Below are 25723 nucleotides of genomic sequence, written 5' to 3' on the forward strand. Positions count from 1 at the left end.
GTACGCCCGGAGTTCCATGGAACGCAATAACGTCGCAAAGTTATGTAGATAGCGTGTCAAATCGGCAGTATGGCATCTCGGTCGGATGGGGAGATTCATATGCGAGAGCGAGCAACCTTGTCGTGGTGAATATCATCTGTGAGGTTCTTCGTTCCTGAATGGGATGACAACGTCGACGCTCACTATGACTTCGAGCACGACGAGCACTCGGAGCTCGGAACTGAAGAGCGCGAACTGCAGTATATCTGGGACATCTTCGACTACGAGACGACCCCAATCGACGGCGTTCTCATTTCGCGCGAGCAGGTCGAAGAAAGCGCAACGAAATTCGATCAACTCACGTCTTATGGAGTCTACGACGAACAGTCAGGACTCGATATCCCCGATTGGCTCCCGACGATCAGCGACTGCGGCGCCTGGGGGTACAAATCGCTCCCGTTCCCTCCCTACGACAACGACGAGATGCTGGCGTTCTATGAGGAACTCGACGTCACGGTCGGCGTGACGATCGACCATCTCGTACTTGGCTCCGGACACGATTCCAGGCTCTATCTCGATAAACGCGCATTCGCTGACTCATCGCTTACCCCGAACGACCTTCCCGAGGAATTGACCGACGAAGTCGACGTCATGGTGGACGAGTGGCCCGCTGAATGGCCATCTTACGTCAAGGAGTACGATTCAACGGTCTACGATGTGTCGTCGATCGAACCGTTCGATCCCGAGGACTTCGACGGTGATCCGACGAAAGTGATCGAGCGGTTCCAGGACGATCCTCGCGCCATCTACCGCGAGGACGATATGGAGTTCCGGTACGAGTTGACGCTCGACAACGCCGAGGAGATGAAGCAACTGTACGACGAGAACGGTTACTCGTTCCGGCTGATGGTTGCGATTCAGGGGTGGGATCCGATGTCCTATACGCGTGCGGCTAAGCAGGTCCTTGACCTCGGATACCAGTACGTGGGGATCGGCGGCGTCGCGGGGAGCAATGCCGCACGGATTCGAGATATCGTCACCGGCGTCGGAAACGCAGTCAAGGAACACGAGCGAAACCGGAAGACGAGGGTGGACACACACGTCTTCGGGTTTGCGAAGACGGACGCGTTCGATGCGATCGGCAAAACCGGGATGTCGAGTTTCGATAGTGCGAGTATGCTTCGGTCGGCCTGGACAGGCGGCGACAACTATCACCTCGGCAGCGAGCGGCGCTACGATGCACTGCGCGTCCGATTCGGATCGAACAGAGACCCGCTCGAGAAACAGATACAGACCGCTCTGCGGGGTCAAGAATTGCTGCACTCGCTTCGTGCGTTCGACGAGGGATCGTCGATTTCGGAGGCGATCCGGGAGTGGCACGCCGACGCGACGCGGGCACTCGACGAATTGGCGCCCTACCTGAAAGAGCACAGGCATGACGACGAGTACGATCGGCGGCTCCTACGTGACGTTGAGGAGCATTTCAGGGACCACTACGACCACGGGCGAGAACTCCGAGCGTCTTTCAGCCGGACGCTCCGGAAGCGGATTATCAAGTTGCTTCGGGATGACGATCCCGAATCGCCGATCGGTTTCGACGAGTATCAGGAACTGATCGAGACCGTTCGAGAGGAATTCGAGGAATTCCCCAGGATGGCCGAGACGATCGAACAGCGCGAGGAGTTTTCGGGGAACGTTGCGACGTTCGATCAAATCTGGCTCCTTGTGGAAGATTATGCTCCGTGGATCGGTGATGAACGACTGCTTGACGAGTACAAACGACTTCTCCGAGAGGAGCCGTGGCGGGAGTGCGACTGTCGAATCTGCGAAGAACACGGGATCGAAGTGGCAATCTTCCGTGCGAACAACCGGAATCGGCGTCGAGGATTCCATAACACGAAACGATTCTACGACCAGTTCCGAGAGGCGCTTCCGAAGACACTCGTCACTACGCCGGCCTCAGAATCGCTTACGTCGTGGAGCACGGTAGAGGGCTACCTCCTCACGGAACGTGAGGACTTCTGGTCGGACGTCCACGATCTTCCTGTTGCAGAAATCGGTGCCATCAGTGCCGATGGGGTCCACGAGTGGTGGTCGGAATCACCAACGTCGGTGTCGCTCGACGCGACCGAAATGACGGCATCGATCAGAGACTTCTGTACGCGGTATCAGAATCTGTTCCTGTACGATCCAGATGAGATCGTTGATCAGGAGGTCATCGAAGCGATTGAAGCGAAGGGATGCGTCGTAGAGTCGCATCGAGATTCGTCGGAGCTTCGAGCGGCCGTTCTTGATCGACTTGGATATGAGAGCGAGTTCCTACCCGAGTTCATGATTCAAAAAGGGCTGATGGAGTTCTAACGATGAGGGTACTCATCATCGACCAATGTTCGAACAGCAAATCCTATCCAGAGAATAGCGTCGCTTTCGATGCATCTGAAATCGATGACGCCGGCCTCAACGCGCTCCGAAACCGAAAAGAGGCAGCGAGCATTCCGGCACGCAAACTCTACGCTGGCCGACAACAGCAATACGTCAATGACGCAGTCGATTCGCTCCGTGCTAACGGCCATAACGTAGATCGGTACTTCATCAGCGCGGGGTTCGGACTCGTCGCAGAGAGCGAAGAACTCCCGCCGTACAACGTTACGTTCGCGGATATGACCGCAGACGAGATTGAGTCTCGAGCCGATACTCTCGAACTCACGGAGCGGACTCGGAATGTGATTTCGTCTGAACCGTACGATATCGTCTTTTTCGCGCTCGGGAGTGATTACTACCGAGCGCTAATTCTGCCAGACGCTCTCTCTGCAGTCCCCGAGGAGACGATCGGTGTAACGTTCAATCAAGAAGAAATCACCGATCAGTACGACAACGTCATTTCCATCCCGGCTCGGACTGACCAAGCGAAAGAATACGGGACGATCGTCGTTGCGCTCAAGGGAATCTATCTGAAGAACTTCGCTGATAACCTCGCGCAAGGTAGTGAGCCGACGTCTCTCGAAGACGTGAGAGCAGCCTGCCTCAACGAGCCGACCTCACAGAAGGACTTAACTGAATTTTAGACGTCTCACCCAGGTATAAGATACGTTTTCTCGAGCTAGGCAGTCTATTACCATTATAGAAGAAACTGAGCTAAGACCGCATGCTGTATCGGCAACGGTTGCTCGATCTTCCTCACGGGGAATTACAGACGCCAGTGCTGTTCCCCGTGCGCAACCTCGGGAAGCGATCGAGTGACAATACACCAGAATACATCAGTTCCATCCCTGATCTACCCACAGCGATGATAAACGTCCGGGCGATCAGGGAACGGGACCCGATGTGGGATCGCTTGACTAATGGGGTGTCCCTTCGGGAAGAGATGGAGGTGCCGGATGATACAATCGTCTATGCGGACAGCGGTGGGTACGATTTCAGCGAGAAAGATCCCGACACGACACCCCAAGAAACGCTAGAAACTCAACGCCTGCTCGAGGCGGATATCTTCGGTACCGTCGATATTCCGTTGTCCAGAGAGAATCGATCGGCGGAGAATCAGCGTCGGATCGATCGAAGTATCGACCTCGCATTGGAAGCAAGTACGCATCACGACGGGGATGAACTTCTTTTGGCGAGCGTCCACGGGTACGATCCCGAGACGATCCGGAACGGGATTCGATACCTGGAACGACGTGGAGAGTTCGATGGATACGCCCTCGGAAGCCTCGTCCCCGTTCGTACAGATTACGAGAAAGTCACGAAACTCGTACTGGCAGCGCGAACGGCGACGGACAAACACCTCCACGTCTACGGACTCGGCGGCCTCGTCTACCAACCACTTTTGCTCTATCTCGGCGTCGATAGCTTCGACTCGTCAGCGTTCATTCGAAGCGCGGGAAACAGAAACTACCTGCTTCCTGGATTCGGCGGCGAAGAGTTGTGGAATATTGACGATCTCGAGTACCTCCCATGTCCGTGTCCCGTTTGCGGGTCACGGACGCTTGATGATATCCGAGAGGATCGTGACGCGTTGGTTGTACACAACCTCTGGGCGCTGACGACTGAGTTGCGCCGGTTCCGATACGTCGCTTCCGCCGGTAGGGATATCGAGGACTACCTCGACCTACGGTTCCAGGGCAACGAAGTCACCCAGCGGGCGTATCGGATTGCTAAACAGCAGGTCCGGAGGTTAACATGACCTCAGAGCGAGCAACGATCCGTCCAGTTACTCTAGGGCGCCTTACGGAACTCACTCACCTCTGTGAGAGTGCTCCAAAATCGACATCAGACGTCGAGGAGGAGCTTGGTGTCACAACTCGCCGAGCTCGAGAAGCGATTCTTGAAGCAACCCGGATCGGGTTACTCGAAGAGCGAGAAAGGAGTGAGAATGACGACGAGGAAGTCTACCGCACGACGCCTGTTGGTGAGCAATTTCTGACGGCGATCCGCAACGAGGAGTGGGAGACGGCTGATGAGATCCTTGCCGTTCGAAGCCCGCACTACGGTGCGATGTTCGAGGCACTCGCAGAGATCGGGCCTGTCCATCCCAATGAGTTGCTCGAGTATCTGGAAGAGGAACACGAGTTTTCACCGTACACGTTCAACCAGACCGGTATCGAGGTCGTCGGGAACTGGGCGGAGCGACTCGGCGGAATTCAGCGGAATGCGTTCACTGGAGACTATTATGTCGTCGATCGCGCAGACGTTCCGATGAACTTCCAGTACGTGCTGCTGGAGGCGTACGACGAACTCGAGGAGACGGCCGGCGTTAACCTTCGTCAGCGGTATCTCTCGATCCCGCGGTTGCGCGAACGGACCTGTGAACGACTCGGTTGTCCACGAAACGCGTTCGATCAAGCACTCTCAGCGTTGTGCAGACAGAACGTCGGCAAACTCGAACTCTCCGGGGCCCCGTTAGATACATCTGCGAAGGATTCGGCGCTGGGAATCAAAGAGATCGAACTCGCCGACGGTGACACGCTCGTATCGACTTCACAATCAACACAGCAGGTGATGGCCGGTCTCGAACAGTTCGATAAGCAGTACTACTACCTCGCGGTGTACGACCGCAACATCACGTTCACTCCAGACCCATGAGCGAAGCCTTCGACATCAGCGACCAAGCACAGGATTACAATCGGTTCGGCCTCGACGGCAACCCGTTTCCGTACAGCCCAGTCCCGGCCGAAAACCCGGAGACTTACTGTGGTCAGGAACACGCGACGACGACGATCAGTTCGACCGTCTCGAAGACGCTCTCGACGGGAAAGTCGAAGCACCTCGTGATCACCGGGAAATACGGTAACGGGAAGTCACACACGCTCAAATATACCCGATCGCTCCTCCGCGATCGAGACGACATCATTGTCGGCTACGTTGCGCAACCGGGAGAGGGATTCGTCGACATTTACCACGAGTTCATGTACGATCTCGGATTCGCCGAAGTACAAAATATTGCGTACGAGTTCCTCGCCTCGGTCGCCCGAGATGTCACGGAAACGAACCCTGTCAGCGGGAGCGCGATGCGATCGCTGATCGACGAGGGGGATGTGCTCCTCTCGGAGATCGTTCCGGAGGCGATCAAGCGTTTGAGCGACATAACGCGGTTCGCCGATTTTGCAAGAGCGATCATCCACATGGTATATGAAGATACGAACCTCTACGCCTGGCAGTGGCTTACGGCTGAAGGGATCCGATACGAACAGCGGAAAGAGATGGAGATCCACACCGCTCTCGACGACGACACGATGGGCGTGCGAGCGTTCACGGCGTTCAAAAACATGCTTCTCGAGTTGGGATACACCGCAGTGTTCGTCTTCATCGACGAATTCGAGAGCATCGCCCGGCTCTCGTCGAAAGACGAGCAGGCGACATTGAACAGCATCCGTCACTTGATGGACCAGAACAGCGAGGGGCTCTGTCTCCTATTCGGCTGTGCCCCGGAGGTGTGGCAGGACGTGATGAGCGAGTACCACGCGTTCAGCGAACGGATCGGTCAGGAAGTGGCACTTCGACCGCTTACGAATGAGCATCTATACGAACTTGTCGAAGAGTATCTCAATCGAGAACGTGCTACCGAAGAATCCGGAATTCATCCGTTCACTGCTGATGGTTTAGATATGATCTTGCAGCGTTCGCAGGGTAACATCCGCCAGGTCCTCTCGGTATGTAGCCGACTTCTTGACGCGGCAGCACAAGCACAGCGGTCAGAGATAACTGCTGAGTTCATTGAAGAATCGATCTAACCGATATGACCTCGAGAGACTCGAAACACAAATGAATGGCTACACAATGGTATAGCCCAATCTCTTATCAAATTTCGACTTGTAGAACAGTCAGATACAATGGGAAATGTATACCTAGCTCCGTGTGACTCACCGAACTTCGATGACACCGTAAAGAATGCTATCGATCTGAGTCAATTGTCGGACTATCCGGAACCATTGACCGGTGAGCAAGAGGTACGGTTCTGGGGAGCCAGAATCGGTGAGAGGAACGAAAGAAACTTCGAGAAGATGCAGAACGGTGACCTCGTTCTGTTCTACCAAGAGGGTGACTACGTTGGTACAGCACGGGTCGATTCCAAGTTTAGAGACGAAGAGAGGTGGGCCAGCACAAAGTTTTGGCGTGGTGGCGAATCATACTTGATCTACACGCTCACGGACTTCGAAGAGATTTCAGTACCAAGACAGAAGGTAAACACGATTTTCGGATACACAGAGGGTTACTATCCGCAGGGCTTGATGCGTGTAAGCCCTGGGAACGTGGACAAACGGCTAGCCTCGATCAAGTTAGCTCTCAAGCGAATAAGTTGATTGAGGCCTCTTGCAATGTTCTTTTCTGGAGTGACTATTCGACAGAGCGGGCAGACTTCTCTAAACTTTCGTGTCGTACTTTCAGGCCATCTGCTCTACAACCTCTGTCACCGCGTAGAACGGCACCGTATCCACGAGCGCTACGAGTAACTTGACCAGATACTGGCCGACGATGATCGAGGTCAGCGCCCAGCCCCACGTTGGATCGCCACCGAGCCCGAGCGTTGGGAAGATCGCAAACCCGAGTGTGATGAAGACGACCGTATCGACACCCTGGCTGGCTGCCGTTGAGCCGCAGTTCCGGATCCATCGATGTCGACCATCCGTTCGTGACTTGAGATCCGAAAAGAGTCGAACATCCAGGTGCTGCGCGATCGCTAATGCCACAACAGATGCCAGAATGATCGACGCCGAGTCGCCAAGCGTCGAGACGAACGCCGCTTGCCCGTCGTAGAATGGTGCTGTCGGCATCCAGATCGCCGCGAAAACCAGCGCGTACGCGACAACGAGCGTGACGACAGTCCCGTTGACAACCGACGCTGCGTACTCGCGCCCGTGGTACTCCACAAGCAAGTCTGACGCGAGATACGCGACACCGAACGCAACGAACCCTGCTGGGACGGCAACGCCACCGATCACAGGCAACTCGACCCACGTCAATTTCGCCGCCAGTACATTGGCGAGGACGATAGACCCCGCGAAAAGAGCGGTGAACATCGCTCGAGTGTCCTCAGTTTGCATGTAGAACCACCTTCTCAATCTGGGATATCGGTTCGCTCTCGATTAGCGGGATGCTATTTGAAGATCCCTCGGATATTCTCTGGAGCATATTAGTAGAATAACGATGGAAGGTATAGTCTTATTGGTTGATCAGTTAAAGAGACGGTCATCAGGAATCTGTCTCGATTTGCAAGAATTCTCGATTAGATATTTCTGTCAATCAGCGAGTCCAGCAGCCTGAAGCGCCTCTGAAAGCCCCAAATCTATCTCAATGGAGGTGAGTCAGATCTCTTTCGACCGTTCAAACCAAACAAATTACTATGGAGAACTAATCAACAGAACTGTAGGTTTGAACGTACTCCATTCGCCAGATCATGCAGCGCTTGCCGATTTCATCTCTCGAGCACATACTGCAGACGAACTGGTGACGATCCATGCAACGTGTAGTGTCGAATATACCGGCAATAGGGAAGGAGAGCTCGGCTCGGGTGACCGAGTTGTTATCTGTAAAGGAGATGGTGCCGTGGCAGTGCACCGACCGACTGGAGCACGTGCAGTAGCTCGGCAGGGTATTGGAAGTTCGCTTGAGACAGTATTACTTGACGACTGTGTCCGCATCTATGCCGCGAAAGGTCAGAGTGAGCGGATTCGAGTGGACATCACTGATGCCTCGCTCGCAGTACGGGATAGTGCCGTCGACGATGCGACCCTGCAGGAGAATCAAACTGAAGCGCAAATGCACGAGTACATTCTGTCGAATCCCGAGGAGATTGAGGCTAATCTTCGGATCCTCGAACACGAGCGGCAGACTCCCTATGGTCGGGTTGACTTCTTCGCAGCAGACGCAGACGGTAACAGCGTGATTCTCGAGATCAAGCAGCCGGAAGCCGAGTATTCTCACGTCGATCAACTCCAACGGTATGTCTCCTATTTTCGCACGTCAGACGATGCGACGGTGCGTGGGATTCTAGTCGCTCCGTCGATCGGAAGTGGCGTGAAACGATTGTTACGACGACAAAATCTGGAATGGGTACAGCTCAAGCAATACCAAGTCAATGAGACCTCACCAGGACAAACTTCGTTCGATGACTGGTGCTAAAACCAATTAGGTACTAAGTCTAATACGTGCCACAGGTCCTTTCGGGAAGCCGTCTACTCAGTATGCACCCAGAGTTACCGAATCTGGCCACCTCATTTTCACACTCGGATTTGAATGAAGAAATCGTGTTGCCGACTACTGTTCTACTGGATGCAGTGAGTCAACTGTCCAGATCCGGTGACTGGACAAGTCCTCCCTCAGCCTCCTCAACAGTAGCTACAATGCTCTGCATTGTCTGTGCGACGGGCCGCGTCCGGTCCGTCGTCGACACTTCGCTCGCAGTTGCGTCGTACTCAATGACGCCATAGTCATCAAGCATCGGCAGATGAGTATGACGGAGCCTGACGTTCGATGATCGCTGGACCGTCCGACCGACGGTCGCAGAATCGACGTCTGCTTCTCTCGCTGCGACCTGTCGAACTATATCCGGGACCTGAACGGTCACATCATCGCTGTCTTGCTCGAGTTGGAGCGCGTAGAGCAACTCGAGTACGATTCGACGGCGCTCCGATTGGAAGAGGTCCAAGAGTGCATCCACCGCGCTATTCATGACTGGTCACCTCTAATGGACGACTCGTCAGCGATCAAAACCTGACTGAGACCATCTTGGAATGTTGGTGTGCGATCCTCTTCAGAGTCAACTGTACAGTTCCGCCGAAGCCAAGAACTGGCTCGCTGTCCACCAATCGGACAGAGTTATCACTCTCGGCTTGTGTAGACTCGATTGCTGTCATAGGTTGGCAGCGCGGCGCTCCGGCGTCCCAGCGCCGGGCCCGTTTTGGGACGGCCGCGCTACCTCGGGATGGGCGACTAATCATAAAAAGCGCTCGTATTTCTAAGTGCTAACCAAATGGCCGCGAATATTATGTGTTGAGCGATCAAACGGATCGAGTGCTACCTGCACAAAGGTAGCAAGTCAGAAGTCAGGGTTGACCTCTCTGTCACAACCACGAGAACACCCGGATCCACCACATTACCGGGGTTCTTTAGAAAGAGCGATCGCATTGTAATGATCAGTTTAGCCGACGTCTGCTCTACACAGTAGCTTCCCAAAAGATCGAAATGGGTAGATGAACATTCTGAGCCATCGATGGCCCCAGCACGGCTCCGCTCAATCGTGCCGATGTTCGGCGGAGCAACAAGCTACATCGAGACACTCGATGCCATTCTTGCGTACGTCGACGAACAACACCCCACGACGGACGAACTCGTCGGCTGGCATCGAGGAAGTTTCGCCCGTGTCTCAAGTCGAGACTCGATTATGCGCCGTGTCGAGTATCTCGAGGATGTCGGCTTTCTCACTGCCGAGAATGGCGTCTGGACACTCGGTCCCGAAGGCAAGCGATACGTCGCAGACCGCTCGACTGAAACCCTCCTCGAGATCATGTGCCGACGAAACGTCGGCCTTCGAAGCCTGCTCTATGCGCTTTTGGTCGGTCCAATGACGATCGACGAAATCGGCCGCCAACAACTCGAAACACACCCCGAACTCGGCTGGAACCCTGAGAACCCGGATATGGCACTCCAGCGCGTAAACTGGCTGCGAAGCCTTGAGCTCGTCCAGCAAGACGGCGACCAGTATCGGCTCACTGCCGAGGGGAGACAGTTCACCGACAATGCCGTCGAGACCTGGGCAGAGCCCGCTGCATTGACTGCATCCGATACGACTGATCCAATGACTGCGGGCACTTACGAGACGACAGTCAACGCACGAGCAATCGATCCAGAGTTCCGAGCGGCCGCACTGGCGAGGTTTGACCAGACTTGTCCGGTCTCAGGGGTAGACCATCCAGGGCTACTGGACGTCGCGCACGTCCTCCCGTGGAGCGACTATCCGGAGTACCGGGCGGACTTATCGAACGTACTGACACTCAGCAAGACCCATCACGCAGCATTCGATCGGGAGCTATTTACCATTGATCAGGACTACCGAGTGCGAGTGAACCCGGCATTCGAGACAGAAAGCGAATTGCTGCGACGGACAATCCTTGACCGTGCTGGCGAGCAAGTGCCGCTGCCCGACGGGGCCGTTGATCCTGAGTACGTTGCTCAGCACAACGAGATACTCGAGTGGGTGTGACAGTTCATAGATTCGTCTTTGGGCAGTAAGATATCGGTCTCAGTCCGTTTCACAAGATCTGAGTAAGTACTATTGCTTCATCTTGGGTGAAACATTCCTCAGATTAGCTATCTGGTTCGTCAGCTAACCCAACCTCTCTGAGCGCCTGCTCCAGTTTATCATTTGTAGTGCCAGTATTCGATGATTTTGTGGCAGTATCATCGTCAGTTGTGTCCTCGAGACCAGCGGCAGATAGTGCTGCGTCGAGGCTTCCGAAAACCTCCTCATACACTTGTGGGTGGTTGTCACCGACTGAGTAAAGCAGTCTTCTGTTGACGTTGGACCAGTTCTTGCTGAGGCGTTTCAATTCAGCAATCAATTCGTCCCGCCGATTGTGGTCAGAGTCATTCTTCGAAGCCTCTTCATGCCCTTCCTGGTCAGTCTGTGTGGCTCCTTCCTGCTCTTCTTCTTGGAGATTTGCTGTGGAGAGTGCTGCTTGTTGGCAGGCTTCAACAAGTTGCTCGGCTTCTGCAGTCGCTCGAATCCGAACCGTTTCGTCACGATAAACATACTCATCCAGAGTTGAGGAGAGATAGCGGTGGACGTCCTTGCCAGAATCGAGATCCCACCGAGATGCCAGTTCACCGTTACTCGTCGGTTGCATCGCAACAATATCGCTGAGCCGGGTAAGATCACGTGGGGGAAGCTCGTGGTCGGTCTCCTCCACCAGCTCCTCATCAGGTTCGGTAGAAAGAGGACTAGGGAGGTCAGGAGAGACTCGTGATTCCGTCTCCCAGTCAAAAAACGCGTCACGGGCATCTGCATATTCAATAAACGAACGAAGAATGTTATCAGGCTCTGTCTTTGCACCGATGCGGTCGACATTACCTACAACTACGAGTTTCGATTTCGGCCGTGTTGCCGCGACGTTGAATCGGTTCTGGTCTCCAGCGAACTTTAGACTCCCCGGGTCAGTGCCGACGACACTGTAGATGATAACATCTCGCTCGCGGCCTTGGAAACCATCGACTGTCTCGACATCGACGGCATACTCTGTTTCGAGTGCATCGCGGATTACGTTTCGCTGCCCGCGATACGGTGTTATAATACCGAGCTGGTCGGTGTCGAGACCATAATCTTGGATGAGTCGAGCAACCAGCCGGACACAGACATCGGCCTCTTGTTTGTTAAACGGACTTCCGTAGCGTTTGCGCCAGCCCTGTTCCTCGCTGGTAGCAACCATCGCTAGTGGCTCGTCCAGGACCTCATCTACGAACATCTCGTCCGAGCGCAGATGAGATGGTGTTTCGATCGTTCCATCACCGGTATGCGCCAGCTCGATATTCGAGTCGTAGACTCGGTCACGCGCAAACCCGATGATCGGAGCGACGGACCGATAGTGTGTTCGGAGCCAAGCATCTTCACCGAAGCGGTCGCGGAGGAGATTAAAGATACTCGACCCCGCCGGCGGACGTCCGGAGTCGGTATTGACGCTCTTCAGGACTGGGAGAAGTTGCTTGTGATCACCGACGACAATCCACTTCTTTGCAGTTACCATCGCCAGCAAGCCCATCGGGGTACTGATCTGGCTCGCTTCATCGATGATGACGGTATCAAACTCGACCTGTGCGAGGCCGCCGAGCTGAGAACGGACTAAGGTCGCCCCAGTAATATCGGCCTGTCTGACTGATGTGGCCTCCGCTTCATCCCACAACTCTCGCAATTCTCGCTGCAGCGTGGTTAGCTCTTCCCGCTCTGCCGCAATCTCCGCGTCTATCTCGGCTTCTCTATTGGAGTCACGAAGCCGATGATCGACTTCGCGGTTCAGGTATCCCTTGTGTTCTTCGAGGGCGCCAATTCGCTCTTGTTGATCACTGATTGCCGATTTGAGCTCATCAACTCGGTCGAGCAACCCGCTCACCGATGACGTCTCGCTATCAACCACTTTTTCCAACATCAATTCCTTCGCTTCTGTTGAGACCTTTTCAGGCCGCCCAACCCGAACGACCCTATGTGGGTTATCACCAGCTAGGTTCTCAATGACGTTGTCGACAGCAATATTCGTGTGAGATGTTACTAGTACGCGTTCTCCCCGATTCGCAAGTTCATCTGCTGCTTTCGCAATTACTTCGGTTTTGCCAGTTCCAGGTGGGCCAACGACGGTATACAGGTCCCCCGGACTCATACCGAGAACGTGATTGACAACTTCGCGCTGTGAGTCATTAAGCGGGAAACTGTCGGCGCCAACACTCTCCAACTGCGTGTTCTGCTCAGGGGTTATTTGCGGTAGTGAGTCACGATTCAGTGTCTTGAGTAAGCGTTTCGAGTTCTGTACGAGGCGTTCGTGATCCGGAGAAGATGTAGCAAGACCTTCAAAATCACGTTGCGCCTCAAGCAGCCACGATTGTTGCAGGACCGTAGTGATATGTGATTCTGCACTCCACAACTCAACCGACATTCCCTCTGCGAGCGGGAGTGATCCCATCTCTCCGTAGTCGACGTGTACTTCGCTCTCAGTGGTGTTGATGACTCTTCCTAGCAGGAGCCGCTGATCATTTGTCGTATAGCCGACCTGACTTCCATCTTCGATCCAGTCTGGAGGGCGATGTGCCGTTCCAACAATAACGAACTTCGAACTAGGATTGTGTTCAGTAATCTCACCAGAGAGACGCTGGTTGTAGCGATCTTGTCGTTCTCGTTTCGCCTCGTCGTGAACGATCTGCGGCCACCCACCAAGGAGTGTCCCGCAGTTAGAACAGTACAGCAGCGGTGCAGACTCGAACGAATTTCCGCACTGATCACAATAGAGATTATCCTCGTTCTTATTGGAGACAGCGCTCTCTAAAGCATCTCGAATCACTGCATCGTTATTTTCCAGAAACTTGGTTGCAGTCGCTACTGGCTCCTCAATCTCAGATACACTGGAAAGCATATCGAGCCGTTCACTAATCTGATCTGTAATCTCCTTCCCAAGGAATCGACTGCCGGACTCAAATTTTCGTTGTGCACCAGCTAAGGTATAGTGAACGATTGCCGCGACAGCGGCGTCGGATCCAAACTGTTCAGCAAACGCAGTGACACCAGCCCGTGGACAGTCAGTGATCCAATCCTGAGTTCGTCGGGCAGACGCAGGGAACTCAAATTCCAACTGCGGTGCTGCACGGGATACGACATATGGAGCATCGATCAACAGATCGACCAATCGGACTGTGGCCGGATCCAGTCCCAACTCACGGCCACAGTGTGCATGGACATACCATTCAGTCATTCGATAGAATCGTAATGAATCATGCCGATATATTAATTTTCTCATATATGTGTGGGTTAGGCTATCGCGCAAACAACTCACTGCGTTTCGCGGAACTACTTATATAGATCAATTATTCTGATTTGGTTGTCAACCTCAAGAGGTTATTTGAGATTATATGTCAACGAACTGCTGTCTGCGAGATCTGCTCTATACGGTCTTGATAGTTCGATGACGAGCGACGAAATCGGCTGCCAACAACTCGATACACATCCCGAACTCGGTTAGAACCCAAAGAACCCTGACATGGCACTCCAGCGCGTGAACTGGCTGCGAAGCCTCAGGTTCGTTCAGAAGGACGGCGACCAGTATCGGGTCACTGACGAGGTTCACCGACGGCGCTGTTGAGTACGGGGCAGATTCTGCTGCATCGGCTGTGTCTGGTATAGTGGATCCGATGACCGCAGGAACATATGAGACGACGGTCGACGCACGAGCCATCGATCAAGAGTATCGATTCCAGGTGAATCCGGATTTCGAAACGGAGAGTGATCTGCTGCAGCAGACGATCCTCGATCAGGCTGGAGAGCGACTTACGTTACTTGATGAAAACGTCGTCACGGACTATGGCAGGATAACGTGTCGATAAACGTCGGCCAATAATTTCATGAGCTAGTAATCAAGTGAGTGAAATAGCGGGGTCGGTCCAATTCCGCTTGAAGGACATCTTCATGGCATCAGTATCATCGGATGATGACTCATCAAATAATGAATCTACAAATTCACGATTAAACTTTCACGCTGAGCGAGTCGGGGTGATGAAAACTTAATGACAACGCGTCTCTTACACACGACAGATACTTTCTTAGACCGCAAAAATATGGGTCGGAAATCCCGTCTGAAAGATTATCTAGCTGCATTTAAACAAGCGATCGCACACGCACTTCGGAAAAACGTCGACGGCGTGATCCACACGGGCGATCTGTTCTGGACGAGAGCCCCCTCGGAGGAGATCGTTGAAGAGTGCAAAAAACCTCTGAGGCGGCTGGCGAAGGCGGGAATTCCGTTTTGGCTGGTGTACGGGGATCGGGATGACAAGCTAGCGACCGGCCTTCTGGATGAGTTTCAAGAAGAGGGATTGCTTCGGCGATTGACCTCAGAGTGGCACACCATCGGCGACGTCTCGGTTTATGGCATCGACGCGACGACCGATCTGAGATCGGCCAGTCACCCAGAGGTCAAGCCACCGCGACCGCGGATCGCTTGTGCGCATGAAGACGTCGCGGTTTCCACCCTCAACAGGGTCCTGGGGTCGGAAGTCGATGCGTTGCTTCTCGGCGATCAAGAAGGCTCGGTCAACCGCATGGAATCCGGCTGCCGAATTCTCTCTCCCGGCAGCCCCGAACGAGTGATAGGAAAGTGGACGACCGAAACCGGAGCCGGGACCAGCGCGTGGAGCCAGCCGCGCCGCGTCAACGTCTACACAATCTCCGAACAATCGATCTCCGTCGAATCCAGTGTGATCGATGCTCGGGATTACGAGGGAATCGAAATCCGGGTCGATGCACAAACGACCATGCAGGACGTCAAGCGACGACTGGATCAGTTCGATCTGAAAGAAAAGGCGGTCTTGCTGATCCTGAGAGGCGAGAACGGCCCAGCAAACCCGTCGCGAGATGCGATTCAAGACGAACTATCGGCCCGGGCTGAAATTGCTCGTGTCTACGACCGACGGGACGATGTCGATGCTTCTGATGGTACGTCGGGAGGATCCGATGCAACGACCGGGGCACCTCTTGACGCGGATGGCGGAACGAATTCCACTCCTGCCGACGGTACAAGGACAATCAATCCCGTCGAGATTACGCGCGACGATATCGACAAACTCGATGTCGCTGACGGGACCTCTCCCGACTCCTCACATCTCGCGGTCAAATTCAGGCGGTTGCAGGCGCAGATCGAGACCCTCTTCCGGAATGCCCCGTGGTTCGAGTCGTTCGATTGGTCCGGCGACCCGGGCTCGCCGTACGTCGAACCTCCCGACTCTGACGAATCGGAGTATCTCTGGTTGGGTCTGTATCACGACTCGTACCGCTCACTCGGCACGCAGTCCAGTGCGCTTCAGTTCGAGTTCGGGATCGATACGGATTCCAGTCGCGGGTTCTTCGGCCGCAGCGTAATCTGTGGCCTGTATCTCGGACCCTGGGTGAAGGATTCGGTCGCTGGGGACGTCGCCGATCGTCTCTGGGCACATCACGCCAATGTCGCCTCTTTTTTGACCACCCAGTCGGACTACGTCCTCATCACTGGAGACAAAACGTGGCAGACACTTACCCCCGATATCGTCACGAGACGAGCCGATCACCTTGCCCAGGGATTCGCTCTCACCCTCGCTCTTTCGCTGGAAGACCTCTACGCATGCGACGACCTGGTTGAACTCGCGGGACAGGCAATCCTGGAAGTGCTGCCGCTGTACTACAAACTCGCCGGAGTGGACAGTCCCGACCATATCCCGAACATGGAATCGTTTCGGGAAGACCTCGGGGTTCACGAGGACTCGACCCGCGATGCGGAGGGCAGGTCAATCCCACAACCGACCGCAACCGATGTCGACGTCAATGTGGAAGCGACGGTCGAATCGATCGAAGCACACTCGTCGATACTCGATTCTGATGATATTGAAAGATCCCTTGATAATCTCGCCGAGCGAGGCGCGTCGCGTGATGAGGCGCTGCAGTACGTTCGACAATATGCCTTCGACATGGAACGCGGCGACGGGCTCTACGCAATTAATGGGCTGGGTCCGGTCGCCGGCTACACACTTGCCCAGGCCGGAATCACGACCCCTGAGGAACTGGCGTCAACCTCGCTCGAGGAGGTGAAGGCGATCGACGGACTGCTCGAGGACCACGCGCAAAGAATCCTGGAAAACGCCCGAAGCGGGGAGCTGACACCGGCAGCCACGGGAGCGAACGACGGTTCATCGGCTGCCACAGCCGACGCCGCGTCTGAATCGGACGTCACCGCCGCTTCCAAGGAGACCGGTAGCGAGACCCAGAAAGTGCGCGAGTCACGGACCCGTTCTGCTGATACATCCCGGTCACGTGCGACGGACGATCTGCCGGTCGTCACCCACGACGGTCAAGAGATCTCGGCAAATCAATTGTCCGAATGTTACGAAGCGATCCGCAGCGTCCGGAAGGTCCTTTCGACAGTCATGCAGCTCCCGGGAACCGCTATCGACCCCGACGATTTGACTGATTCCTGCGTTCAGTACTACGTGCTCCTCGAGGCGTGCATCAGTGGCCATTCGGAGCTTGAGCTGTCAGGATACGGTCAGCAGCATCGGGATCGACTCTCGTTCAGAACCGATGACTATCGCCATGCGTTCGGCGATGGCGACTGGGTGACCGAGTATCACACCATCGATGTGGCACCGTATCGGGAAGAGACGCAAGACTGGCTCGAGGAAAAGACGTATCTCGAGGACACACAGCGATTCGTTCGGCCGATCCCGCCGGGGATCGAGCAGCCGCTCCCGGAGAGCGTCGGCTCAGTTGACGACCTCCGCTACGCGCTTGAGGTATTAAGCGAGTTCCCCGCCTATCCTCCCCTGCCGACGGAGAACGGAGCCTCCGACCGTACAATACCGGTCGAAACCCTCTATACATCATTGTTCGGCCAAGTGGATGGTGCGCAGTTGATCGACGTTGAGACGCTTTCCGACCTAGGTTCGGCAAGTCCTGAACCGATCACGGGACCGGTGGCTGACGCGACGCCGACATCAAAGGCAGACGCCGAGTCAGTACTGCTCGATTACGGCAAACTCACGCACCTGTATAAACAGGTCGAACCCCCGACTCAGTCGCCTGTTCGACGTCTGCTGCCCGTCTTCGGCCTCGACTGGTACCGTTCGGCATCCGGATCATTCGACGCCCTGCAAGACCTCGCGAAGCACGGTAAGGACGACCCGGTTTCGATCTTCCGGCCACGGCTTCGAGATATGGTGCATCGTCGATTCCTGCGCGATCGCTGGGAGTACGATTACATCACGGTCGTCCCGAGCCACGAGGCCGGGAGTTTGAGCCCGCAACTCGTCGAACTGGCCCAGGACTCCGTCCTCGAAACATCGACCCTCTACTCACCGCTGCTGGAACGAACGGAAACGACGGAACGGCAGCGCGAGAAATCGCGCGAGGGACGCAAGGAGGTCGCACGAAATCCGGAGGCAACATTGCGAGCCCGCGCCTCACTCGATGGAGAAACCGTGATTCTATTCGACGATATCTGCACTTCCGGGAACTCGCTACTGGCGGGAGCGTACCTGCTGCGTGAAGCCGGGGCCGATCGCGTGGTCGGTCTGACCCTCGGGTTTACACCCGGCGAGGACGAGATGCAGACGAAAGAAATCAAGAAGCCCGATGCCTACGCGTCGGATATCATCGCGGGGTTAGAATGATGGAAATAGACGAGGTCGCCGCTCTGGTCGGGTTGACGGATATCGACGGGATCGGTGATAAGCGCGCCCTCGAATTGTATCGAGCGGTCGAGACGTTGGAGGAACTCTGGTCGAGCCCGTTAGCCGCATTCGACGACTTTCACTACGTGGATGAAGAAACCCACGCGCAGCTACGGAGTTTGCCGGAGACCATCGACGACTACTGCGAGCGGTTCGATCGCTACAGGAACGATGGAACCGAGATCATCGGCATCGACGACAACCGGTATCCGGCGGTATTACGCCGTAATCATGCACCGTTCATCCTCTATGCGAGGGGAGATGTCGATCTGTTGGATGGACCAGCAGTGAGCGTCTCTGGATCGCGCGAGACCAACGAAGCCGGGCAACAATGGATCCGTGGGATCGCGCGCGAGCTGGCCGCTAAAGGGTACACAATAGTCAGCGGCGGTGCTCGAGGCGCGGATACGGCGGCTCACGAAGGTGCCCTCGATGCGACTGGCGAAACGATTGTCGTCCTCGGGACGGGCGTAGATACCCCGTATCCGGAAGAGAACGAGGCTCTGTTTTCCGATATCGTCGATGCGGGTGGCCTTCTACTCTCACACCGGCCACCGGACGCAGGACCGACTCGTCATTCGTTCCTCGACCGCAACCCGACGATTTCTGCGCTGAGTCGCGGGACAATCGTCGTCGCTACCGATGGGACGGGCGGAACGATGGCCCAGTATGACATCGCTGTCGAACAGAATCGCCGAATATTCGTTCCCGAAGTGGACCGCGACATACGGCCCGATAACGGCCTTAGAGAGTTGCGAACTGCCGAGGCAACAACGGTTGTCTCCTCGACCGCGTCGATCGAAGCCGAACTCGTAGAAGCGACTCCCGGTGACGGGACGGAACCCGGTGATACGGACAGTTCCGAGGAAGAGGCAAACCAAACGAGTCTGGACGACTGGGGGTGATCCTCTCTGGTCGAACTGTTTCCCGTCCGCAACCCATGATTTTACTTAACTGATACCGGACAGAGAGGTTGATTTTTGATCGAAGAGAAATGCCGTCAAGACCGGGATCAACACTATCCCGACGGATTTCGACTTGGCGGATCCCATGACTTCAGGACCTACGATACGACGGTTGAAGCGAGAGCCATTGATCCGGAGTTTCGAGTGACTGTTCGGGAGGTTCGATCGAGAGCTATTCACGATCGATCCAGCGTTCGAGACTGGAAGTGATCTTCTGCGGTGAACGATCCTCGACTGCGCCGGTGAACGATTGCCACTACCGGATGGAGCCGGATCGGATTCCGTAAACTGCTACACCACCTTCACTAGCGGATCGCAAAAGAAGGGTTCAACATCCCTCTTTCGTGGAGATTTACTCTACGTTCAGGTTCATGTATCCGCCTTTGACGACGCGCTCGAACCCCTGTTCGGCGACCATCGCGTCCAGATCGTCGACCGAGTCGATCACCTGTTCCATTGCCACCGTGCTCTGTGCCGGCCAGTTCGCCGTCCCCGCCTCGGGAACCGAGACGAGCCGAACGACGTAGGGTGCATCGGAGTCACGAACGAAGGCCTTGCACTGGCGATACTCGTTCGTCGTCAACCGGAACCGGAACGGCGGTTCGGTTCCGTCGACCGCCTTCACCTCGACGGGAGCGAAGTTGAGGCCGAACGCGCTGTTCGATTGCGTCGACTCGGGGACCGAACGGATCGATCACGTCGAAGCCCGGCCCGTGCTCCATCGTGACGTTGACCAACTCGACGAGCGGGTGGGCGGTCAGCAAGCCGTCTTCCTCGATCCACGATCGCCAGTCCACGATCATCGATTCCGTGAGTCCCTCTGGATCGTCCAGCAGGGGCAGAAGGTTCTCCTCCCAGACGCCGTCGAGATGCCAGCTGTACTCGGCGTTCCGCTGGTCTCGGTGCAACTGGTTGAAGCCGCTGCGCAGCTGTCGGAGGACGCCGCTCGGATTCTCCTCGAGCCAGCCGGCCGCTCGGCCGAGGACGCTGGCCATGACGAACGCCTCGGCATGCTGGCCTTGACCGCGGAACTGTGACCTGCCACCGCCGCCGCCGCGTTGCGATCCGCTCGAGATGTTGAGCGACACATCTCCGGTTCCCAGGAGGTCGGTCGACTCCGGACCACCGGACGGGACGAAATCCACGGCGCTGTCGGAAAAGACCAACGAGGTGAGATCCGAAAGGACGGGTCCTTGATGCTCGGCTGCACCGTGATCGGTCCCGGTATCCTCACCGACTGTGCCCACCTCGAATTCTGACGAGACCAGCGAGTGTAGCTACCCACTGGTATTAGACGCTCCGCTCTCAGCAGCCCGATGCGGTTAATATGGTCACCGATATTGTGAGAAGGGATGTCCGTCTGTCACGCGGTTGAACTTCTACTACTCCTTTGATTGCGTCGCAACAGGGACCTCGAGCACCGGCTCTTCGTCCGTGAACGCGTTGACGTCAACTTGAACGGACTGTGTGACCGTAACTTCGCGTTCGACCTGCGCGTTTAGCAGTCGGAACGGATTTGGAATCGTTCGAATGTAGGGGTCGGGACTTGTTCGCTTCGAGAGATGGCCGACGACATAGAGGTAGTAGAGTGGCATTTCGCGGGCCTGAATCCAATCATTTCGGGCTGTCGTCCACTCGTTCCACGAGACAGATGGCTTACGACGTCGGCACGTCGCCGCCTTGAGCTCGATGAGTCGATCAGGCTCTTTGGTCTCCGGATTCACCGTCAGTAGATCGAACCCGGGGAAGTGCTCCGGGATTCCCGCCTCCGTTTCCAGCACTTCGAACGCACGCGCTGCATTCGGATGCTCTCGCGCCGCGTCCACGAGATGCCGTTCATCGGTTCGGAACACGAACTCGCTGGGATCGTCGCAGTCCGGGTGTTCCCTGCGAAGCCGCGTCGCTTCCCACGCCTCAACGAGGGCGGCGCCCAGATCTTCGACATCGTACTGGGATTGATCACGCCTGCGGTCGCTCGGCGATGTCTCCCGTAACGCCGACTCCTCCGAATCGATACCAACTTCTTCAACCGACTCCAGGTCGGCGTCCGACGCCGAATCGATCGCACTTGTCGACGACGGCGTCACTGGGATCGGCTCGCCTCCGACTCGAAGCTCCGAGGCGTCGTACAGCTCCGCAGGGGGTGACCGCACATCACTTGCAACTGACTGCTCGGAGGGTTCCGTCTGGCTGATTTCCGAGTCGGCCTCCTCTTCGCGCTCGGAAGAATCTCCGTCCTCGCCCTGTCCACCGACCGGCTCGGGCTCTCCGAACTCCCCTCGTGGAGATCGTTTCTCAGACTCATCGAGCCGCAATCGCTTCTGGCGAATTGCATCCGGCGACGACGGTGCATTCGCATACTGGAGGTACTGGCGACGCTCTTGGTCTGTGGAGGCCGAAAGCAGAGCATCGATTCCCTCGAATTGCGTCACATCGAGATATGCGCATAATGCGCGGGCCAACAGCTGCCACTGTTCCCGTTCGTGCTCGCGATGAACGGCGTACGGGAATCGCTCTTCGACTGCGCCATCTGGTCGTGTTTCGATGTAGAACTCCGTCGTCGTGGTCTTCTTCCGCTCTGTCTCGTCACCGATCGGATCGAGCGTGTACGTTACTTGAATCTCCTCGACGACTGTCAGCGAGTTCAGGAACGACCGCATTCTGTCACGGTCACGGTCGATGAGCCGCTGGGACGGACGCTCCGCCTCGAGTCGACAGAGGATGTGGGAAGCGCAGGACTTCAGATGGTCGGTAACTGCCCGCGTTCTGTCTTCTCGGGCGGTGATCGGCTCGCCATCTTCCATGACGGCGGCGGTGAAATCGTGGAGGCCGAAATACTGCCCGAACCGGGCCGATCGCTGCTCTTCGAGAACGAAGAAGGGGAGATCGTCGAACGGGTAGTCTGCCCTGACGCTCGGGGAGCGGGCGAAGTAGGCCTCCCGCGCGTCGCAAAATTCGAACGTGCCGCTCACCCGACAGAGCACCGGGCAGTTCGCGAGTTCGGCGGTCGCATCTTGCCACGCGCTGTCTTCTGGAAGCGGTTCGTCGACCGGCGGCGCGAGATCCTGCACCTGTCTGTAGATCGGCTGAATGTCGCGGAGCGACTCGGCGATGGTGATATCGCCGGTGCGGCAGACGTCTGCCAGCCCCTCGCACACGGTGCGCGCGTCGACGGGCGTAAACGTCTCCGATGAGAGATGGCGTCGGATGCCGAGGTCTTCGAGTAGTGGCTGGGCCTCGTACTCGGCCGGATCGAGGCCGCGCTCGAGAATCGGCAGCAAGGACTGCTCGCCGATGGTGAAGGGAATCGACTGCCGCTGCGGAGGATCCCAAATGGTGGAAGGTTCGACGGCGCCTCGCGAGCTGGGACACCAAGCGTCAGTCTGGAGTTGCCACAGCCACAGATTCGTCCCGACTTCACGCAGCTCACTGCTGGATTGCGAGCTCGAATTACGTCCCGAAAATCCGCCAACCGAGTGTGTTGCTAGCGTCGCCACGCGGTGATCGGAGAAGACGGGCTCCCACCACGCGATGAGGTGATCCATCAGGGCTTGCCCGACATCCGTATCCGATCGGGCTTTTCGATGGATCGTCTCCCAAAACTCGAAGCTGTTTACCTCGTGGATCGAATCGTACTTTTGGCGACCGGCGGACATGCCGTCGAGCGCCGCCTTGAGATGATCGCGGTACGCCTCCCAGGTGTCCTCGTCGAGGTCGCCGAGAACCGAGGTCCCGTTCGACGGCCGGTCGACGACGCCCTCAGCCACCGTTGCGGAGAACTGGCGCTGTTCGTCGGGAGCGAAAAACGGTCTGAGGCGAAGGTGCGGTGAGACGCCGATCCAGCGCAGGAACTCAAACCACGCCGACACGTCGATTCCGTCCTCAAGGTCGAACCCCTGGTCTCGCAACCGCTCCGCGATGGTTTCGGGGGAGACGAGCATCGGTGCATCGATCTCGGCCTTCTCGAGTAGCCGCTCGACGCTGCGGACGTCGTCCGAGAGCCAGTCCGTACCGAAGTACACCCGATGGGCCGGACACCACCCCTGGTTTTGGATCGGGACGGGCAGCTGACAGAGTCGATAGAGCGGCTGTGCGTCGTATCGGTCGCGCAGCGGGAGAGGCGCGTCAGGGTCGGCAGTTTCCTCGCCGAGTTCCCGCAACAGCGCCAGCATGCCGATGTCGATTGTCCCGTCTCCCCGTTCGGACTGTTGACCTCCGGAGAGCCGTGGAGCGACCGTCGTTCGGACGAGTTCTTCGAACTGGAACGAGTCGGGTCGCCAAACCTGTCTGATGACGCTCTGGCGCGACTCGACCGTCGGCGGTAGCGCCTGGCTGCCGAGCCGACTTCGTGGTCGATACACGTATTCGGTCACGAACCGCACGCCGGGGATGTCGACGTCGAGTTCCCCGTCTTCTCGCGGGAGGTACAGCTCCGTGTCGTCGGCACGGACGCGGGTCACGGAGCCGTCATCGAACGGGGTGCCGACGGGAACGAGCGGCTGGGCCCGAGCGGCGGCGGCAAACGTTTCTTTGGCGTCGTCATCGAGAGGCTCCCACATGGCCGCCACGAGTTCGATGACCGGATCCGTCGCCGTGCGCTGTGGGCCCGGGGGATACGAGTCAATCGCGAACCAATCGTCCGGCAGCTCCGGAAGCAGCTTCGGCAGGTACTCGATGGGGAACGCCGATGCGCCGAGCGTTCGAAGAACGTCAGGCACGTGATCGTGCTCTGCGTCGAGCAGCTGAGCCCGCGGAAAGAATCCCGCAATCGAGGTCGTGTCGTCGTCGAGTTCGACGTGCCGGCCGTCCCAGTGGTCCACGAAATCGACTATCGCCTCTCGGGATTCGTCCAGGATCGAGGGAATGAGGGTCTGCATCGGCATCACGTGCGTCGTCCCCGTATCGGTGGTGTCGCCGACGGGCACACAGTCGACGTCGGCCATCTCGTCCTGTATGGCGCGAATTAACTCATCTCGGAACGTGTTGTCGTCCCGGCTGTCGGGGTCGGCCCACGTGGTGAAGTTGAGGCAGGCGAGAAACTCGCTGGCCGTCGTCGCCGTCCGGCGAGCGACGGTGGCGATATCGGAACTGATGATGTTTGCAGCCTCGCGGATCAAAAATCGGTTGTAGTCCAGATTGTGTTCCGTAATGTCGATCGATTTGCGGGACAGATTCGAGTCGAACGCGCCGTTAACGAGTAGCGGGATCGGCGACCGTTCTTCCGTCGGCAGGAACACGTGGGCCTGGGGATCGTTTCGCACCGGTAGGAGATGCGTGCCGTCGTCTCGGCGGTCGGCTCGAACTGCGACGCTCACCTGCGTGTGCGCCACATCCCCCCACGTGTTGTTCGAGATGCCAGCCGTGTGTGCCCCGATCTCGACCTCGTCTCGAGTAAATCGGAGATATCCCACTTCGGTCGGCGTGGCTCCGCGACGGCGGATTTTCACGCTGTCGACGTCCGAAGACACCGCGCCGATGGTGCTGTCGTGCCGACCGATCTCCCAGGTCGTCGTCTCGCCATCGATGGCCACCTCGAGGCGATTCAAATTGTTGAGAAAGAGTACCGTCTGTTCGTCGAGTTCAGCGAGCGCGTTGCGGACGTCTGCGACCGCTTCCTCACGAAGTGGGAAGTAGAACGCCGTCTCGTGCTCAGCCTGAAGCAGCGATTCCACCCGTGATGGACAGCGATCCGGAGCAAAGGGAAGCCGCATGAGCGGGATCCCCGCGATATCGTCCATTTCCCACTCGTCCAGTTCGGCAATGGCCTCCTCGATCCGCTTGCGGGAGCGGGCTCGGTCGAACATGAACGAGACATCCGTCGAAAACACGTACGGATGCTCCGTAATCTCGAGCACAGCGCTGAATCCCCGTCCCTTGTGCCCGATCGTCGCTTTCCGGTCCGCGTCTCGTTTGGTCGTGTCCCCAATGGTGGTCAGGGCCCGTGCATCCTCGTCGTCAACGGGTGACCCGGAATTGGCTACGATGAGATGCGGGTCCGAGCCGGTCTCCAGCTCAAACCGCGTGACGCACGGATTCTCCGGATCGTCGGTTTTCCCAACCGCGTCGTCCGCGTTTTGGATCAGTTCGTAGGCGAACCGGCCGTAGTAATTCTCCTCGTTCTCCCCCTCATCGTTGTAGTGCGAGGAGATGTCGTTCGGCATCTCTCGATACGTGTTCAGCCGCGACTCGCGCAAGTCCCTGACACACGGTCTCTCCGCCAGTATTGTATTCTGCATTGAATATATAATTCTAAGATCAATTGAAAAAGCCACTGGCTATGATTGGCTTCTCGGTCCAAATCACTCCGGTTCCTCACCGAGAAGTCGGCTAATCTCGGT

General features: G+C 56.6%; 15 protein-coding genes. 10 read left to right on the top strand and 5 right to left on the bottom strand.

Translation table 11 applies throughout. The features are described 5' to 3' along the window. Positions 1-138 precede the first annotated feature (138 nt). The 6 genes from MUG98_RS10250 to MUG98_RS10275 all read left to right on the top strand — a co-directional run bounded on the left by MUG98_RS10250 (position 139) and on the right by MUG98_RS10275 (position 6776). Positions 139-2340 carry a queuine tRNA-ribosyltransferase tRNA-guanine transglycosylase gene (locus MUG98_RS10250; RefSeq protein WP_265112024.1) on the top strand — a complete coding sequence of 734 codons (2202 nt, stop codon included), beginning with the start codon at positions 139-141 and terminating at the stop codon, positions 2338-2340. Between the two features lie 2 nt (positions 2341-2342). After that, positions 2343-3044: a DUF6884 domain-containing protein gene (locus MUG98_RS10255; protein ID WP_265112025.1), complete on the top strand. Its 702-nt coding sequence runs from the start codon at positions 2343-2345 to the stop codon at positions 3042-3044. A gap of 80 nt (positions 3045-3124) precedes the next feature. Then, positions 3125-4159, top strand: a complete 1035-nt coding sequence (locus MUG98_RS10260) for a tRNA-guanine transglycosylase (RefSeq protein WP_265112026.1) — start codon at positions 3125-3127, stop codon at positions 4157-4159. Next, complete coding sequence (locus tag MUG98_RS10265; protein ID WP_265112027.1) at positions 4156-5058, top strand: hypothetical protein; 903 nt, start codon at positions 4156-4158, stop codon at positions 5056-5058. The genes MUG98_RS10260 and MUG98_RS10265 overlap by 4 nt, the downstream gene beginning before the upstream one ends. Next, positions 5055-6206, top strand: coding sequence for a BREX system ATP-binding domain-containing protein (locus MUG98_RS10270; RefSeq protein WP_265112028.1), 1152 nt, complete (start codon positions 5055-5057; stop codon positions 6204-6206). The genes MUG98_RS10265 and MUG98_RS10270 overlap by 4 nt, the downstream gene beginning before the upstream one ends. Positions 6207-6305: 99 nt before the next feature. Further along, positions 6306-6776, top strand: a complete 471-nt coding sequence (locus tag MUG98_RS10275; RefSeq protein WP_265112029.1) for a hypothetical protein — start codon at positions 6306-6308, stop codon at positions 6774-6776. Positions 6777-6857: 81 nt separating this feature from the next. On the opposite strand, the gene MUG98_RS10280 is transcribed toward MUG98_RS10275, so the two are convergent. Next, complete coding sequence (locus MUG98_RS10280; protein WP_265112030.1) at positions 6858-7517, bottom strand: queuosine precursor transporter; 660 nt, start codon at positions 7515-7517, stop codon at positions 6858-6860. A 250-nt stretch (positions 7518-7767) separates the two neighbouring features. Here MUG98_RS10280 and MUG98_RS10285 point away from each other — a divergent pair, with 250 nt between their 5' ends. Next, positions 7768-8595 carry an endonuclease NucS domain-containing protein gene (locus MUG98_RS10285; RefSeq protein ID WP_265112031.1) on the top strand — a complete coding sequence of 276 codons (828 nt, stop codon included), beginning with the start codon at positions 7768-7770 and terminating at the stop codon, positions 8593-8595. A 160-nt stretch (positions 8596-8755) separates the two neighbouring features. On the opposite strand, the gene MUG98_RS10290 is transcribed toward MUG98_RS10285, so the two are convergent. Continuing rightward, the gene (locus MUG98_RS10290) at positions 8756-9145 is read right to left on the bottom strand and encodes a DUF7344 domain-containing protein (RefSeq protein WP_265112032.1); all 390 of its coding nucleotides are present in this window, start codon (positions 9143-9145) and stop codon (positions 8756-8758) included. A gap of 540 nt (positions 9146-9685) precedes the next feature. Between MUG98_RS10290 and MUG98_RS10295 the strand changes: the two genes are divergently transcribed. Continuing rightward, positions 9686-10675, top strand: coding sequence for an HNH endonuclease (locus tag MUG98_RS10295; RefSeq protein ID WP_265112033.1), 990 nt, complete (start codon positions 9686-9688; stop codon positions 10673-10675). A gap of 103 nt (positions 10676-10778) precedes the next feature. On the opposite strand, the gene MUG98_RS10300 is transcribed toward MUG98_RS10295, so the two are convergent. Further along, a complete protein-coding gene (locus MUG98_RS10300; protein WP_265112034.1) occupies positions 10779-13967 on the bottom strand; it encodes a DUF5797 family protein in 3189 nt (1062 codons plus the stop codon). A 763-nt stretch (positions 13968-14730) separates the two neighbouring features. Between MUG98_RS10300 and MUG98_RS10305 the strand changes: the two genes are divergently transcribed. Together MUG98_RS10305 and MUG98_RS10310 are read left to right on the top strand one after the other, a co-directional pair. Further along, positions 14731-18360 carry a helix-hairpin-helix domain-containing protein gene (locus MUG98_RS10305; protein WP_265112035.1) on the top strand — a complete coding sequence of 1210 codons (3630 nt, stop codon included), beginning with the start codon at positions 14731-14733 and terminating at the stop codon, positions 18358-18360. Beyond that, positions 18360-19325, top strand: coding sequence for a DNA-processing protein DprA (locus tag MUG98_RS10310; RefSeq protein WP_265112036.1), 966 nt, complete (start codon positions 18360-18362; stop codon positions 19323-19325). The genes MUG98_RS10305 and MUG98_RS10310 overlap by 1 nt, the downstream gene beginning before the upstream one ends. A gap of 599 nt (positions 19326-19924) precedes the next feature. Here the strand turns inward: MUG98_RS10310 and MUG98_RS10315 are convergent. Together MUG98_RS10315 and MUG98_RS10320 are read right to left on the bottom strand one after the other, a co-directional pair. Further along, positions 19925-20632 (bottom strand): DUF604 domain-containing protein, encoded by a 708-nt coding sequence (locus tag MUG98_RS10315; protein ID WP_265112037.1) that lies wholly within the window; start codon positions 20630-20632, stop codon positions 19925-19927. Positions 20633-20767: 135 nt separating this feature from the next. Then, positions 20768-25621, bottom strand: a complete 4854-nt coding sequence (locus MUG98_RS10320; protein ID WP_265112038.1) for a sacsin N-terminal ATP-binding-like domain-containing protein — start codon at positions 25619-25621, stop codon at positions 20768-20770. Positions 25622-25723: the final 102 nt, after the last annotated feature.

It is taken from the genome of Halosolutus halophilus, from assembly GCF_022869805.1.
Taxonomy (GTDB): Archaea; Halobacteriota; Halobacteria; order Halobacteriales; family Natrialbaceae; genus Halosolutus; species Halosolutus halophilus.